Here is a 14,868-nt window from a genome sequence, read left to right on the forward strand (position 1 = left end):
TTTTAATCCCGCTTCCCCGAATTTTTCTTGCGCGGCTCGCTGCGCTCTTTCTGGGAGATATCGCGCCTGCCCTAGTCCGGCAGATAGTATCGGCCGGGCTCGAGGAAAACCGGCGCCGAGTTGGCGCACATGAAACCGCTGGCAAAGCACGGCCGGTTTGCGTATCACTCCGCCGCCAACGGAACCTTATCGATGTTCGAAAATCTCCAGCCCGCGCCTGCCGACAAGATCCTTGCCTTGATCGGCCTCTATCGCGCCGATCCGCGTCCCGACAAGGTCGATCTCGGCGTCGGCGTCTACAAGGATCGCGACGGCAAGACGCCGGTGATGCGCGCTGTGCGCGAAGCCGAAAAGCGCCTGCTGCAAAGCCAGGACACCAAGACTTATCTCGGACTTGCCGGCGACACCGCCTTCAATGCCGCAATGGCTAGGTTGGTGTTCGGCCCGGCGGCCGACATGACGCGCATCCGCGCTGCGCAGGCGCCCGGCGGCTCCGGCGCGCTGCGGCTGGTCGCCGAATTGCTGAAAAGGACACGCGCCGAGGCAACGATCTGGCTGTCGGACCCGACATGGCCGAACCACATGCCGGTGATGCGCGCCGCTGGCCTGCAGATACACGAGTATCCCTATTTCGACGCTGCCTCGGGCGCGGTGCGCTTCGACGACATGCTGAATGCATTGAGAACCGCGCATCCCGGCGACGTCGTGCTGCTGCATGGCTGTTGCCACAACCCGACGGGCGCCAATCTGGACGCGGCGCAATGGGCTGCCGTTGCGGATCTTGTCAGCGAGCGCGGCCTGCTGCCCTTTGTCGACATTGCCTATCAGGGCTTTGGCGAGGGGCTTGATGCGGACGCCGCCGGCTTGCGCCTGCTGGCGGCGAAAGTCCCTGAAATGGTCGTTGCCTCGAGTTGCTCGAAGAACTTTGCCGTCTATCGCGACCGCGTTGGCGCGGCCATGATCATGGCGAAAGACGGCACTCAGGCGGATGTGGCGATGGGCCAGATGCTGTCGGCGGCGCGCGCCATGTATTCGATGCCGCCGGACCATGGCGCGGCTGCGGTGCGCATGGTGCTTGAAGACCCCGCATTGCGGGCCGACTGGGAAGCAGAGCTTGAAGAGATGCGCCTGCGCATGCTGCGGCTTCGCGTCCAGTTCGCCGAGGCGCTGCGCCGGCAGTCGACCTCCGATCGTTTCGATTTCGTCGCCAGCCATCGCGGCATGTTTTCCCGGCTTGGCCTGTCGGAAGCGCAAGTCGAGCGGCTGCGCGCCGACCATGGTATCTATATGGTCGGCGACAGCCGCATCAACGTTGCCGGCCTGCCTGAGGACGGCATGGACGCGCTCGCCAAGGCGATTGTCTCCGTGCTCGACTGACATAGGCGTCCAACTGTGGACATTGCGCCCTCGCCGGCTGAAGCCGTTGGCCGCGCGGCCGGGCGCAGGATAGCGTTCGCCAGATGAATCCATCGAAAGACATTTCCCGGCTGATCGAGATCATGGCAGCGCTGCGGGCGCCGGAAACCGGCTGTCCGTGGGACGTCGAGCAGGACTTTTCGACAATCGCGCCATACACGATAGAGGAAGCCTACGAAGTGGCGGACGCAATCGCGCGCGGCGACCTCGACGATCTGCGCGATGAGCTCGGTGACCTCCTGCTGCAAGTGGTCTACCACGCGCAAATGGCCGAGGAGGCCGGCGAATTTTCATTCGGCGATGTGGTCCAGGCCATCACCACTAAAATGATCCGCCGCCACCCGCATGTCTTCGGCGACGAGAAGGCGCGCAGCGCCGGCATGGCCAAGGGCATGTGGGAAAAGATCAAGGCGGAGGAGAAGGCGGAGAAGCGCAGTGCGCGCCTCGCCCGCGGGCTCCACCCGGAAGACCACGGCCAAGGCTTTCTCGACAGCGTGCCGGTCGCCCTGCCCGCGCTGACCCGGGCGCTCAAGCTGCAGGAAAAGGCCGCCCGCGTTGGCTTCGACTGGAGCGAGGCGGCACCGATCCTCGACAAGATCGAGGAGGAGATCGGCGAATTGCGCGAGGCGCTGGCCAAAGGCGACACTGCGCCGATCAAGGACGAATTCGGCGACATGCTGTTTGCCGTCGTCAATCTCGGCCGGCACCTTAAAATCGATTCCGAAGCGGCACTCAGCGGCACCAACGAAAAATTCCGGGCACGTTTCCATTATATCGAGCGGACGCTGCACGCGTCGGGAAACACCCTCGAAGAGGCGACGCTGGACGAAATGGAAGCGCTTTGGCAGCAGGCAAAAAACGCGAAATAAAAGCCCCTACCCGTTGTTTTGACGGCGCAATCGGCTTTCGATCTCTTGCCGAGCACTGTGTGTGGCCTTGAGCGAGATGGTCACGCTGCCATCCTCATTGTCATCGCGCGAGGCAATGTCGCCGTTGCGGTAGAGCCAGTCGACGACGCCGAGTTGGTCGGGCTTGAGCGTGACGGTAAACGATTCCAGTTCGCCCGACATCATCGTCTCGATGATCGCCTTCAGCGTATCGATACCCTCTCCGGTAACCGCCGATATGGCGATCGGCGGCGCCTTCTTGCCATCAGCGCCATCGGCAAGCAGCCGCGCCCGGTTGCCTTCGTCGAGCCGGTCGATCTTATTCCACACTTCTATGACGCGCTTGCTATCGCGGGCATCGACGCCGAGGTCGGCAAGAATGCGCTCGACATCCTCGGCCTGCGCCGCCGTATCGGGGTCGGAGATGTCGCGCAGATGAATGACGAGGTCTGCCTCGACCACCTCCTCCAGCGTCGCCCTGAAGGCCGCGACCAGATGTGTCGGCAGGTCGGAAATGAAGCCGACCGTATCCGAAAGGATGATCGGCGTGCCATGCGGCAGGCGCACACGGCGCAGCGTCGGGTCGAGCGTGGCAAACAGCATGTCTTCCGCCAGCACCCCCGCTCCGGTCAGCCGGTTGAACATCGTCGACTTGCCGGCATTGGTGTAGCCGACGATCGCCACCACCGGAAACGGCACCTTCTTGCGCTTGGCGCGGTGCAGGTCGCGGGTGCGGCGCACGGTTTCCAGCTCGTGCTTCAGCTTGGTGATCTTGTCCTGAAGCACACGCCGGTCCGACTCGATCTGCGTCTCGCCGGGGCCGCCGAGAAAGCCGGCGCCGCCGCGCTGGCGCTCGAGGTGGGTCCAGCTCCGCACAAGGCGGCCCTTCTGATAGTTCAGATGGGCAAGATCGACCTGCAGCGTGCCTTCCTTGGTGCGGGCGCGCTCGCCGAAAATCTCAAGGATCAGGCCGGTGCGGTCCAGCACCTTGGCGTTCAACTCTTTTTCAAGGTTGCGCTGCTGTACCGGCGTCAGCGGATGATCGACAATGACCACTTCCGCGTGACCCTCTTTGACGATCTCGGCGAACTCGGCGACCTTGCCGCTGCCGAGCAAGGTCGCAGGGCGTGGATCGTTGACGGTCACCACCGCCGTGTGAACCAGGTCAAGGTCGATGGCGCTGGCAAGGCCGACCGCCTCGTCGCGACGGGCCTCGGCGGAACGGGTCAGGCGCGGGCGATTGGTGTCGTCGTCGCCACGCGGCTGCCGGGTAAGCACCGGCACGATGACCACTGCCCGGGTCGGACCTTTGGCCACTGTCCCGGTCTGATGTGCTGGTTTTCCGCGAACGCTGCGGTCCGCGTCTTTCTCACGTGCCAATCAGGCGCCCTGGCTTTCCTCACCATCGAACATCTGAACCGGCTGGCTCGGCATGATCGTGGAAATGGCGTGCTTGTAGACGAGCTGGGAATGGCCGTCGCGACGCAGCAGTACACAGAAATTGTCGAACGAAGTGACCACCCCGGTCAGCTTCACGCCGTTGATGAGAAAGATGGTGAGTGGGTTTTTGCTCTTGCGAACTGAATTCAGGAACAGGTCCTGAAGATTTTGCGATCGTTCCGCCATTGTTCTTGTCTTTCGCCGATCCCCTTCGGTTTGCGAGCCAATGCGCCAAATTAGCCGGCACATGTCAAGCACGCAAACACCATCTTGCCGTCAGCAACGACAAGCAGAACGAGATATATTGATGTTCATTCCATCTGTGCGGTTATCAGGCTGGACTTTTTTCCGCAACGTCAAAAAAGGCCTGCCTTAATGAAACTGTTATCGAACCCGGGTGGCCGTTGGCGACGGGAGCGCCATCGATTGCCACCACCGGCATGGCGATCGTGGTCGCGGAGCTGATGAAGACCTCGCGTGCGGCCTTGGCTTCGGCAACCGAAAAACCGCGCTCCTCGATCTTCAGGCCGAGCTTGGCGGCCACGTCGAACAGCGTCGTGCGGGTGATACCGCGCAAGATGCCGTGCTCGGCCGGACGCGTCACCAGCACGCCATCTCTGGTGATGATCCAGGCATTCGACGATCCGCCTTCCTTGACGGTGCCGTCAACATCGACGAACCACGCCTCCTGGGCGCCGGCTTCCTTGGCCTTCTGCTTGGCCAGCACGTTCGGCAACAGGCCGACCGACTTGATATCGACCCGATCCCATCGGTTCTCCGGCACCGTGATAACCCGGATCCCACTCTCGGCCCGCTTCACGGCAGCTGCAGGATCGGCTTTTTTGGCGGTCACCACCAGCGACGGCTTCGTGCCTGCCGGCGGGAAGAAAAACTCACGGCTGGCGACACCGCGTGTCACCTGGACATAGACCAGGCCGTCGACGACATGGTTGCGGCGCACCACTTCGCGCATGACGAGCGGCAGCACGCCGCGCGTGATCGGCCAGTCGATCGAGAGTTCGGTGAGCGAGCGGTTCAAACGGGCGAGATGGCGCGGCATGTCGACGATGAATCCCCTTGCCACCTCGCAGACCTCGTAGACGCCGTCGGCGAATTGATAGCCACGGTCCTCGATATGCACGGAAGCTTCGGCGTGAGCGACATAGCGTCCGTTCACATAGGCAATGCGCGACATGGGTAATCCCTGGAGAAGTCAGCGCATGACCCCGAATCGGAATCGATTTTTGGAAAGGATCATGCGCAAAAATCAAAATGCTACAGCGTCCTTTGCGCGTCCCAAAAGACGCGCGGCGCTGTAGTGCTTTCTTATGCGATTCCACGGCCGCCGTAACCGATAATTGCGTGGGCCACGACTGGTTTGGCTGTCAGACGCCCAGCGACTTCAGTTTGCGGTGCAATGCGGAGCGTTCCATGCCGATAAACTCGGCCGTCTTCGAGATGTTGCCGCCAAAACGGTTGATCTGGGCGATCAGATAGTCCTTCTCGAATTGTTCGCGCGCTTCCCGCAGCGGCAGCGCCATTATGTGCTGATCGGACTTGTTTGGAGTGCGCGGCATGACGTCGCCGATCTCGGCAGGCAGGAGATCGGCGGTGATCGGCGCCTCAACATCGTCGCCGCGCGCCAGGATCATCAGCCGCTCGACATTGTTGCGCAACTGGCGAACGTTGCCCGGCCAGTTATGCGCCTGCAGCACCGCCAGCGCGTCGTCGCCGATGCGGCGCGGCTTGATGCCGGCCTGGCGAGCGATCTGCTTCATGAAATTGTCGACCAGATAAGGAATGTCCTCGCGACGCTCGGCCAGTCCCGGCACCATGACCGGAACCACGGCCAGGCGATGATAAAGGTCCTCACGGAAACGGCCGTCGGCGATCATGGCTTCCAGGTTCTGCGAGGTCGACGAAATGATGCGCACGTCGACCTTGACGCGCTTAGTGCCCCCTACCCGCTCGAACTGCTGTTCGACCAGCACGCGCAGGATCTTGTTTTGCGTCTCGCGCGGCATGTCGGCCACTTCATCGATGTAGAGAATGCCGCGATGGGCTTCCTCCAGCGCACCGACCTTGCGTTCGACGCCGTTCGATTCGGTGCCGAACAGCTCGATCTCCATGCGCTCTGGCGTGATGTTGGCGGCGCTCAGCGTCACAAACGGTGCACTCTTGCGCGCCGACAGCGCGTGGATGGCGCGCGCCGCCAGTTCCTTGCCCGAGCCGGAGGGGCCGATGATCATGACGCGGCTGTTGGTCGGCGCGACGCGCTCGATGGTCTGGCGCAACTGGCTCATCGCCGACGACATGCCGATGAGGTCGAAAGTCTCGCCGCTGCGCAGCTTGAGATCCGAAACCTCGCGTCTCAATTTGGACGTTTCGAGCGCCCGTTCGGCAATGAGGATCAGCCTATCGGCCTTGAATGGCTTTTCGATGAAATCATAGGCGCCGCGGCGGATGGCCGAGACCGCCGTTTCGATATTGCCGTGGCCCGAGATCATCACCACCGGCAGGTTCGGGTGCATCGTCTTGATCTCGTCCAGCAAGGCTAGGCCATCCAGGCGCGAGCCCTGCAGCCAGATGTCGAGGAAGATCAGCCTGGGTGCCCGGTCGGCAACCACCGCCAGCGCGCTGTCGGCATCAAATGCCGTGCGGGTTTCGTGACCTTCGTCGCTCAGGATACCGGCGACAAGCTCGCGGATGTCTTCCTCGTCATCGACGATGAGAATATCAGACGCCATTACCGACCTTTTCAGTTTCTCTTTCGTGTTCCGTCTTACCTTCGCCGCGTATCGGAACGGTGGCGGCAACCGGCAGGATGATGCTAATCATTGCGCCCCGCCCGTCGTGGAATTCCGCTGGAGCATCGTGCAATTCGAGTCGCCCGCCATGGTCCTCCACGATCTTCTTGACGATAGCGAGGCCAAGTCCGGTGCCTTTCTCGCGTGTCGTCATGTAAGGCTCGAGCAAGCGCTGCCGGTTTTCGCGCGGCAAGCCCCTGCCGTTGTCGATGACGTCGATTCGAATCGCGCCATTCTGACGCCCGGCTTGAATCCGGATTATGCCGTGCGGACGATCCTCTGCATCAAGTCCGTCGATGGCTTCGGCAGCGTTCTTGATGACGTTGCCGAAAGCCTGCGCCATCAGGCGGCTGTCGAACGTGCCTTTGAGCGGCTCACTGCCGAAGGCGCGCTCGAAGGTGATGTCGGCCCGGCTCACTTCGACCAGGAACGAGGCTTCGCGCAACGAATCACGCAGATCGATGGCCTTCATTTCCGGTTTCGGCATGCGGGCGAACGCCGAGAACTCGTCGACCATGCGGCCGATGTCCTCCACTTGCCGGATGATGGTGTCGGTGCATTGATCGAAAACCTCACGGTCCTCGGTGATGACTTTGCCGTAACGGCGCTTGATACGCTCGGCCGAAAGCTGGATCGGCGTCAGCGGGTTCTTGATCTCGTGAGCGATGCGCCGCGCCACGTCGGCCCATGCGGAGGAACGCTGTGCCTGGACCAGGTCGGTAATGTCGTCGACTGTCACGACGTAGGATTTATCCTCCGAACCGTCGTCGCCGGCTTCGATCGTGATCTGCACGTTGAAGGTCCGTTCAGTGCCGGCACGATAGAAGGTGACCTGTTCGCGATAGACCGGCTTGCCCGACTTGCGGCCGATCTCGAAGACGCGGCCGACATGCGGCAGCACGGCGGAAAGGTTCTGCCCAAGCGCTGCCGTAGCGGATATGGCCAGCATCGTTTCGGCCGAACGGTTGACGATAGTGACGATGCCATATGGATCAACGCCGATGACCCCGGCGGTGACGCCGGCAAGCACCGCTTCCGAAAAGCGCCGCCGCTCGTCGATCAAATCCTTGGCCGACAGGATCTCGTTGCGCTGCGATTTCAGCTCCATCAGCATCTTGTTGAAGGTGTCGCCGAGTGAGGCGACGTCACCGTCGGAAGGGCGGACGGGCACGGCTACGTCGAGATTGCCGGTGGCCACCTCGTCGGCCGCGCCGATAAGCTGACGAATCGGCCGCACCAGGCGGTCGGCCACCGCAATGCCGGTCCAGATGGCGGACAGGATGATGATCAGCGTCAGTGATAGATAGGGAAGCGCGAAAGCCACTTGCGAGGTGCGGCGATTGTCTTCGAGACCGCGATATTCGGCGGTGTTGGATTTGACGATCTGCCGTGCCTTGATCACCTCGGGATCGACGAGGCGAATGGTGTAGAGATAGAGCCCTTCAATCTCGCGCAGCTTGACGATGGCGCCCATGATGTTGCGGGTGCGCGGCTCGATCAGCACCGGCTTGCCGTCGGCAGCACTTGCCACGGCACCCTCCGGCGGCTCCGGCATGGCAAAGTCCGCGTCGGTCTTGGCGCTCATGACAAAGGAACCATCGGGCTTGATGAGTGCTGCGTGTGCCAGCGAGCGTCCTACGGCCTCCTTGTTCATAAGATCTAGGAAACCGGTGCGATCGAGGCCGTAAAGCGTACGGGAAGCGTCGAGGTCGTAAGCCATCGACAACGTCGTGCCCTGAAGATTCCGTGCGTTTTCCTGCACATAGGCGTCGGCGATCGACAACGACGAATTAACGATCGTCTTGGTGCGGATCTCGAACCAACGGTCGAGGCCGATGTCGAGCGTGATCGACGCGATGATCGCCACCATGATCGCGGGAATGGCGGCGACCAGCGCAAACATCGCCACGATGCGCACGTGCAGGCGCGACGCAGCCTTGCCGTGCCGGCGTGCCATCAGGATGCGATGCACTTCGCGGCCGACCAGCGCAATCAGGAACAGAACGAACGCGGCGTTGAGCGCAATCAGTGCCAGCGTGGTCCTCGCGTCGGGCGTGATCGGCGTGGCGCCGACAAGAATGGCGAAGGAGATTGCCGCCGTCACCAGCGCACCGGCAACGGCGACCACGCCGGGCAGTGCAAGCAGCCGGCGCCCGTCCCGCGCGCCGGTACCGCTGAAAAGCGGCTCTCTCAATATTGGTGTCTGTGAAGCCATGTCGCCGTCTGGAGCCAGTGATTGCGTCGGATGTATGCAACGCATTGTGGCGATTATGCAACAAGTGTGGCCGAGACGGAAATCTTTCGGCGATCGATCCCCTGGAAAGCGCTCGTAAGGGTTCGTCTAGACCTGCCTGGAGGATTTGTAGACGTTGACGCCGAGTTCGCGAATCTTCTTGCGTAGCGTGTTGCGGTTGAGTCCCAGCAGTTCGGCGGCCTTGATCTGGTTACCGCGCGTTGCGGTCATCGAGGCGAGGACCAGCGGATACTCGACCTCGGAAAGGATTCGCTGATAGAGCCCGGCTGGCGGCAAGTCGCCGGCAAACGAGGCAAAATAGCGCTGCAGGAAATGCTCCACCGCCTGGCCGATGGAAAGGTCGTCGGGAATGAGGTTGCCGCCACCTGGAACGACCGGCCTTTCGCCAGTCTTCAACTCCGCCTCGATGATCTCGGCGGAAATCTCGTCCTGCGAATACAGTGCAGCCAGCCTGCGGATGAGGTTTTCGAGTTCGCGCACGTTGCCCGGCCATGGGTAGCGCTTCATCAACTCGATGCCGCCGGTGGAAATGCGCTTGGTCTGCAGGCCTTCGCTGACGCCGAGCTTGAAGAAGTGACGGACGAGGTCCGGAATGTCCTCCGATCGCTCGCGCAGCGCCGGCAGCCTGAGCGGCACGACGTTCAAGCGGTAGAACAGGTCCTCGCGGAAAAGCCCCTGATTGATCAGCGTGCGCAGGTCCTTGTTGGTAGCAGCGACGATGCGCACGTCGGTCTTGATCGGCGTGCGGCCGCCGACCGTGGTGTATTCGCCCTGCTGCAGCACACGCAGCAGCCGCGTCTGCGCTTCCATCGGCATGTCGCCAATCTCGTCGAGGAAGAGCGTGCCGCCTTCAGCCTGCTCGAAACGGCCGGTGGAACGGTTCTGCGCGCCGGTAAAGGCGCCCTTCTCGTGCCCGAACAGCTCCGATTCGATCAGGTCGCGTGGGATCGCCGCCATGTTGATGGCGACGAACGGACCACCACGACGACGACCATATTCGTGCAGCGCGCGCGCCACCAGTTCCTTGCCGGTACCCGACTCGCCTGAGATCATCACCGTCAGGTCGGTCTGCATCATGCGCGCCAGCATGCGGTAGATGTCCTGCATGGCCGCCGAGCGGCCGACCAGCGGCATCGTTTCCGGCGGCTCGTCGGCACGCGTATCGATCTTCGGCCGCCTCGGCTCGGAAAGCGCGCGGTTGACGATATTGAGGAGCTCGGTCAGGTCGAACGGCTTTGGCAGATATTCGTAGGCTCCGGTTTCGGAGGCCCGGATCGCGGTCATGAACGTGTTCTGCGCACTCATGACGATGACCGGCAGTTCCGGTCGCGCCTTCTTGATGCGCGGTAGCATGTCGAAGGCGTTCTCGTCAGGCATAACGACGTCGGTGATGACCAGATCGCCCTCGCCCGCCGCCACCCAGCGCCACAGCGTCGAAGCGTTGGAGGTGACACGCACGTCATGGCCGACGCGTGAAAGCGCCTGGTTGAGGACAGTGCGGATGGCCGCATCGTCGTCAGCGACGAGAATATTGCCGCGAACGGTCATTTGCGGTCTCCTTCACCGTCGTCGTCGGTGCCAAACTGAGTTTCTTTCCACGCCGGCATCAGGATGCGGAAGGTGGTCCCGCGCGGCGTCGATTCGCATTCAATGATGCCGCCATGCTCGCCGACAATCTTCGCGACCAGCGCCAGACCGAGACCGGAGCCGTTCGGCTTGGTGGTGATAAAGGGATCAAACAGGATCGGCAGAATATCCTCCGAAACTCCCGAGCCGTTGTCACGCACGCAGAATTCCAATGGCAGCGATACGCGATCCTGCGTTCCCGGCACCGAAACACGGATGCCCGGCCGGAAGGCGGTCGACAGCACGATTTCGCCCTGCGGATCGCTGCCGATCGCCTCGGCGGCATTTTTGACTAGGTTGAGGAATACCTGGATGAGCTGATCGCGGTTGGCAAAAACCGGAGGCAACGATGGATCATAGTCCTCTAATATCTTGATCCGCTTGGCAAAACCGTTCTTGGCGATCGCCTTGACATGGTCGAGCACGATATGGATGTTGACGGGGTAGCGGTCGATCGGCCGCTCGTCGGAAAACACCTCCATGCGGTCGACCAGCGAGACAATGCGGTCGGTCTCGTCGGTGATCAGCCTGGTCAGCGCGCGATCCTCGTCGGATGCCGACAGCTCTAGCAGCTGGGCGGCACCACGAATGCCGGACAGCGGGTTCTTGATCTCATGGGCAAGCATCGCGGCGAGGCCGGTGACCGAGCGCGCGGCACCGCGATGCGTCATCTGCCGATCGATCTTGTCGGCCATCGAGCGCTCCTGGAACATCACCACGACGGAGCCTGGAAATTCCGTCACCGGCGCAACGTAGAGGTCGACCACCTTCTCGATGCCGAGACGCGGCGACGACACGTCCACTCGGTATTCGTTGACCGGCGCTCGGCGCTCGCGAACCTGGTCGACAAGCGTCAGCAGCGGACTGCCGAAAGGAATGAGCTTGTGCAGCGTGTTGCGGGCGAGCATCGTGGCGCTCGAGCGGAAAAAATCCTCGGCATCGGCATTGGCGAAGGTGATGAAGCCTTGCGGATCGACCATGATCACCGGCCGACGAATGGTGTTGAGCACAATATGCGCGGCGTCCGCCATATCCGTGCTCTGTGTGACGGTGGCGTTCATGCCGCACTCCGCAGGTTCGCCGCTTCGGGAGCGCTTGAAAACATGTCGCGCAGCAAGGCGATGACACGCCCAGGCCCGAAAGACGTGAGTATGGCCCTGCGCCGGTCGTCGCTTGCGGCGGTATGCCGGTCGAGATACCAGCCGAGATGCTTGCGCGCCTGGCGCAATCCGCTTTCCACGCCATAGAGCGTCAGCATGTCTTCGTAATGGGCAACGACGTAGTCCGACAGCGCCCCCGGGCTTTCCGGCATGCCGGATACTGGCTCGGCCAGCGCGGCCGCTACGATGCTGCCGGCAGTCCACGGCGCGCCATAATGCGCGCGGCCGATCATCACCGCGTCGGCGCCAGACTGCTCGAGGATCAACGCTGCCTCTGCCGGCGAGCCGACATCGCCATTGGCAACGACCGGGATCGAGACGGCCTGCTTGACGCGTGCGATGGCACGCCAGTCGGCCTTGCCCTGATAGAACTGGCAACGTGTGCGGCCGTGCACCGTCACCATCCTGACGCCGGCCTGCTCGGCGCGTCGCGCCAGCATCGGCGCGTTGAGCGCGCCTTCGTCCCAGCCGAGCCGCATCTTGACCGTGACCGGCACCTCGACCGCGCCGACTACCGCTTCGATCAGCGACAGTGCGTGGTCGAGGTCTCGCATCAGTGCCGAACCGGCATAGCCGCCCGTCACCTTTTTGGCCGGACAGCCCATGTTGATGTCGATGATGTCGGCGCCCTCGCCGGCTGCGATTCGCGCGCCCTCGGCCATGTGCACCGCCTCGCGGCCGGCAAGCTGGACCATGTGGACAGGCAGCCCGGAATGACGGATGCGCAGGCCGCAACCGGCCCTGCCCTTTGCAAGCTCACCGCTCGCCACCATTTCCGACACCACCAGCCCGGCGCCATGCGCATGGGCGCGCTGCCGGAACGGTTCGTCGGTAATGCCCGACATCGGCGCGAGAAACACGCGGTTGCGGATTCTCACGCCACCCACGTCCAGCGGCGAGGCCAATTTGGTCACATCAGGCATGCACAAAAACCAAGCACCTTCGATTGCTGCACATTCTCTAGCCAGAACGACGGCAATGTGCAACGCGCAATGTCGTGACATTAAGGCGCATTTGGGAAAAATACGGATCGCCGGACCGCACCAACCCTAGGTCTTCCGAAAGCGATACCACTTTTCGGGATCATGCGCTAAGCGTCTCGGCATGAGAGATGTGAGCGAAAAGCAAGCTGCGGACGACAAGGTCGCCGTGGTCATCGTTGCGGCCGGCCGCGGCGCGCGCGCCGGACAGGCCAATGGGCCGAAGCAGTACCAGCAGATTGGCGGCGGCGCTGTCATCGCACGCACGCTCGACGCCTTTCTGACGCATCCGAAGATCGGACCTGTCGTCGTTGCTGTTCATGCCGACGACGGCGCGCTTTTCCGTCGCGCCGCCGGCGCGAATGCCGACCGTGTTGTCGCTGTGACCGGCGGTACGTCACGGCAGGAGTCCGTCCGGCTTGGGCTGCTGGCGCTGAGAAGCCACGCGCCGGGCCGGGTCCTGATCCATGATGCGGCTCGGCCGTTTGTCGATGCGGAACTGATAGACCGCACGATCGCCGCCATTGAAGAGCGCCAGGGAGCACTGCCTGCTTTGCCTGTTGCCGATACGCTCAAGCGCGAAACGGCCGAAGGCATGATCGGCGAAACGGTGTCCAGGGCCGGGCTCCATGCCGCACAGACACCGCAAGGCTTTCCGTTCTGGCCGATCCTAGCCGCGCACGAAAAGGCTCATCATCTGGGCAAAGCGGATTTCACCGACGATGCGGCAATCGCCGAATGGGCGCATATTCCGGTGAAGATCGTTCCCGGCTCGCCGGACAATGTCAAGCTGACCTGGGCACGGGATATTGCAATGGCGGATCAGCGGCTTTCCGGCGGGTCACGGTTTCCGGACATCCGAACCGGCAATGGCTACGACGTTCATGCCTTCGAGCCCGGAGACCATGTCACCCTGTGCGGCGTCGCCATTCCACACGACAGGAAATTATCCGGCCATTCGGATGCCGATGTCGGCCTGCATGCGTTGACTGACGCGTTGCTCGCCACCTGCGGCGCCGGCGACATCGGCACGCATTTCCCGCCCTCCGACCCGCAGTGGAAAGGGGCCGCTTCACGCATTTTCGTCGAACACGCGGCGAAGCTGGTGCGCGAGCGCGGCGGGCGCATCGCCAATGCCGACATCACGCTGATCTGCGAGGCGCCGCGCGTCGGCCCGCATCGCGAGGCCATGACCGAAACGCTTTCCGCAATACTGCGAATTTCCCGGGACCGCATCTCGATCAAGGCGACAACCAACGAAAAGCTCGGCTTTATCGGCCGCGAGGAAGGCATAGCGGCCATCGCGACCGCCAGCGTCGTATTTCCAGGTGACGTCCCCGAATGAGCAACAACGATTTCGCAGATGCCCTGCTTCAGGCCTGCCAGCAGCGCGGCATCATGCTGGCGACGGCCGAGAGCTGCACCGGCGGCATGATCATCGCCGCGCTGACCGACATCGCCGGCTCTTCCACGGTGGTCGATCGCGGCTTCATCACCTATTCCAACCAGGCCAAGACCGAGATGCTCGGCGTCTCAGCCGCCACGCTCGAGGCGCACGGCGCGGTCTCGCGCGAGACGGCGGTGGAGATGGCGGCCGGCGCCTTGGCCCATTCGCCGGCCGGGCTCGCCCTGGCGGTGACAGGCATCGCTGGTCCGGGCGGCGGCTCGGCGGAAAAACCTGTCGGCCTGGTCTGGTTCGGCGTTGCCGTGGCTGGCCGGCCGGTGGTCAGCGAATGCCAGCTGTTCGCCGACAAGGGCCGTGATTTCATCCGCCGGGAGACGGTCCGGCATGCGCTTGAACTGGGTTTGCGCGCGCTCGCTGCGGATCAGGCTGCCGATGGCGCACCGTAGATGATTTCGGCACGTTTCTCGAACGCCTCGGAGAACATGCGGAAGGCGCGGTCGAACATGGTTCCCATGAGCGCACCCAAAATGCGGCTCTTGAACTCATAGTCGATAAAGAAGCAGACGTTGCAACCGCCGCCGTCCGCCGGGTCGAAGCGCCAGACATTGCTCAGATATTTGAACGGGCCGTCGATATATTTGACGTCGATGGCGTTCTCGTCCGGCTTCAGCAGCACCTGCGTGGTGAAGGTCTCGCGGATCGCCTTGTAGCCGATGCTCATGTCGGCGATGAGCAGGGTGCGTCCGTCGCGTTCCTTGCGCGAACGAACCGTAAGTGCCTCGCAAAGCGGCAGGAATTGCGGATAGGATTCGACATCGGCGACCAGAGCGAACATCTGCTCCGGCGTATGCGAAACGCGGCGATTGGCTTCGAATTGTGGCATGAAACCAGTG

13 protein-coding genes are annotated in these 14,868 nt (G+C 62.6%); 4 read left to right on the forward strand and 9 right to left on the reverse strand.

Annotation, left to right across the window (positions count from 1 at the left end; translation table 11 throughout):
* The first annotated feature begins 192 nt into the window (after positions 1-192).
* Together NKJ08_RS07470 and mazG are read left to right on the forward strand one after the other, a co-directional pair.
* The gene (locus NKJ08_RS07470; protein WP_352523777.1) at positions 193-1,377 is read left to right on the forward strand and encodes an amino acid aminotransferase; all 1,185 of its coding nucleotides are present in this window, start codon (positions 193-195) and stop codon (positions 1,375-1,377) included.
* 83 nt (positions 1,378-1,460) lie between these two features.
* Complete coding sequence (gene mazG, locus NKJ08_RS07475; protein ID WP_352523778.1) at positions 1,461-2,285, forward strand: nucleoside triphosphate pyrophosphohydrolase; 825 nt, start codon at positions 1,461-1,463, stop codon at positions 2,283-2,285.
* Between the two features lie 6 nt (positions 2,286-2,291).
* On the opposite strand, the gene hflX is transcribed toward mazG, so the two are convergent.
* From hflX to dusB, 8 genes are all read right to left on the reverse strand, one after another.
* Positions 2,292-3,683 carry a GTPase HflX gene (gene hflX / locus NKJ08_RS07480; RefSeq protein WP_352523780.1) on the reverse strand — a complete coding sequence of 464 codons (1,392 nt, stop codon included), beginning with the start codon at positions 3,681-3,683 and terminating at the stop codon, positions 2,292-2,294.
* Positions 3,684-3,929 (reverse strand): RNA chaperone Hfq, encoded by a 246-nt coding sequence (gene hfq, locus NKJ08_RS07485; protein WP_006202172.1) that lies wholly within the window; start codon positions 3,927-3,929, stop codon positions 3,684-3,686.
* A gap of 145 nt (positions 3,930-4,074) precedes the next feature.
* Positions 4,075-4,938, reverse strand: a complete 864-nt coding sequence (locus tag NKJ08_RS07490; protein WP_352523781.1) for a D-amino-acid transaminase — start codon at positions 4,936-4,938, stop codon at positions 4,075-4,077.
* 190 nt (positions 4,939-5,128) lie between these two features.
* Positions 5,129-6,490, reverse strand: coding sequence for a nitrogen assimilation response regulator NtrX (gene ntrX / locus NKJ08_RS07495; RefSeq protein WP_352523783.1), 1,362 nt, complete (start codon positions 6,488-6,490; stop codon positions 5,129-5,131).
* Positions 6,480-8,765 (reverse strand): sensor histidine kinase NtrY-like, encoded by a 2,286-nt coding sequence (locus NKJ08_RS07500; RefSeq protein ID WP_352523784.1) that lies wholly within the window; start codon positions 8,763-8,765, stop codon positions 6,480-6,482. Before NKJ08_RS07500 ends, ntrX begins: the two co-directional genes overlap by 11 nt.
* A gap of 126 nt (positions 8,766-8,891) precedes the next feature.
* Positions 8,892-10,352 (reverse strand): nitrogen regulation protein NR(I), encoded by a 1,461-nt coding sequence (gene ntrC, locus NKJ08_RS07505; protein WP_254817199.1) that lies wholly within the window; start codon positions 10,350-10,352, stop codon positions 8,892-8,894.
* Positions 10,349-11,491 carry a two-component system sensor histidine kinase NtrB gene (locus tag NKJ08_RS07510; protein WP_352523785.1) on the reverse strand — a complete coding sequence of 381 codons (1,143 nt, stop codon included), beginning with the start codon at positions 11,489-11,491 and terminating at the stop codon, positions 10,349-10,351. Before NKJ08_RS07510 ends, ntrC begins: the two co-directional genes overlap by 4 nt.
* On the reverse strand, positions 11,488-12,513 hold the full coding sequence (gene dusB / locus NKJ08_RS07515) for a tRNA dihydrouridine synthase DusB (RefSeq protein ID WP_352523787.1): 1,026 nt from the start codon (positions 12,511-12,513) through the stop codon (positions 11,488-11,490). Before dusB ends, NKJ08_RS07510 begins: the two co-directional genes overlap by 4 nt.
* 181 nt (positions 12,514-12,694) lie before the next feature.
* On the opposite strand from dusB, the gene NKJ08_RS07520 reads away from it, so the two are divergent.
* Both NKJ08_RS07520 and NKJ08_RS07525 read left to right on the forward strand, forming a co-directional pair.
* Positions 12,695-13,915 (forward strand): bifunctional 2-C-methyl-D-erythritol 4-phosphate cytidylyltransferase/2-C-methyl-D-erythritol 2,4-cyclodiphosphate synthase, encoded by a 1,221-nt coding sequence (locus NKJ08_RS07520; RefSeq protein ID WP_352523788.1) that lies wholly within the window; start codon positions 12,695-12,697, stop codon positions 13,913-13,915.
* Positions 13,912-14,421 carry a CinA family protein gene (locus tag NKJ08_RS07525; protein ID WP_352523790.1) on the forward strand — a complete coding sequence of 170 codons (510 nt, stop codon included), beginning with the start codon at positions 13,912-13,914 and terminating at the stop codon, positions 14,419-14,421. The genes NKJ08_RS07520 and NKJ08_RS07525 overlap by 4 nt, the downstream gene beginning before the upstream one ends.
* Here NKJ08_RS07525 and NKJ08_RS07530 read toward each other — a convergent pair.
* Positions 14,397-14,858, reverse strand: a complete 462-nt coding sequence (locus NKJ08_RS07530; protein ID WP_352523792.1) for a type II toxin-antitoxin system RatA family toxin — start codon at positions 14,856-14,858, stop codon at positions 14,397-14,399. The genes NKJ08_RS07525 and NKJ08_RS07530 overlap by 25 nt on opposite strands.
* Positions 14,859-14,868: the final 10 nt, after the last annotated feature.

Origin of the sequence: Mesorhizobium sp. M0244 (genome assembly GCF_040321795.1) — a bacterium.
Taxonomy (GTDB): domain Bacteria; phylum Pseudomonadota; class Alphaproteobacteria; order Rhizobiales; family Rhizobiaceae; genus Mesorhizobium.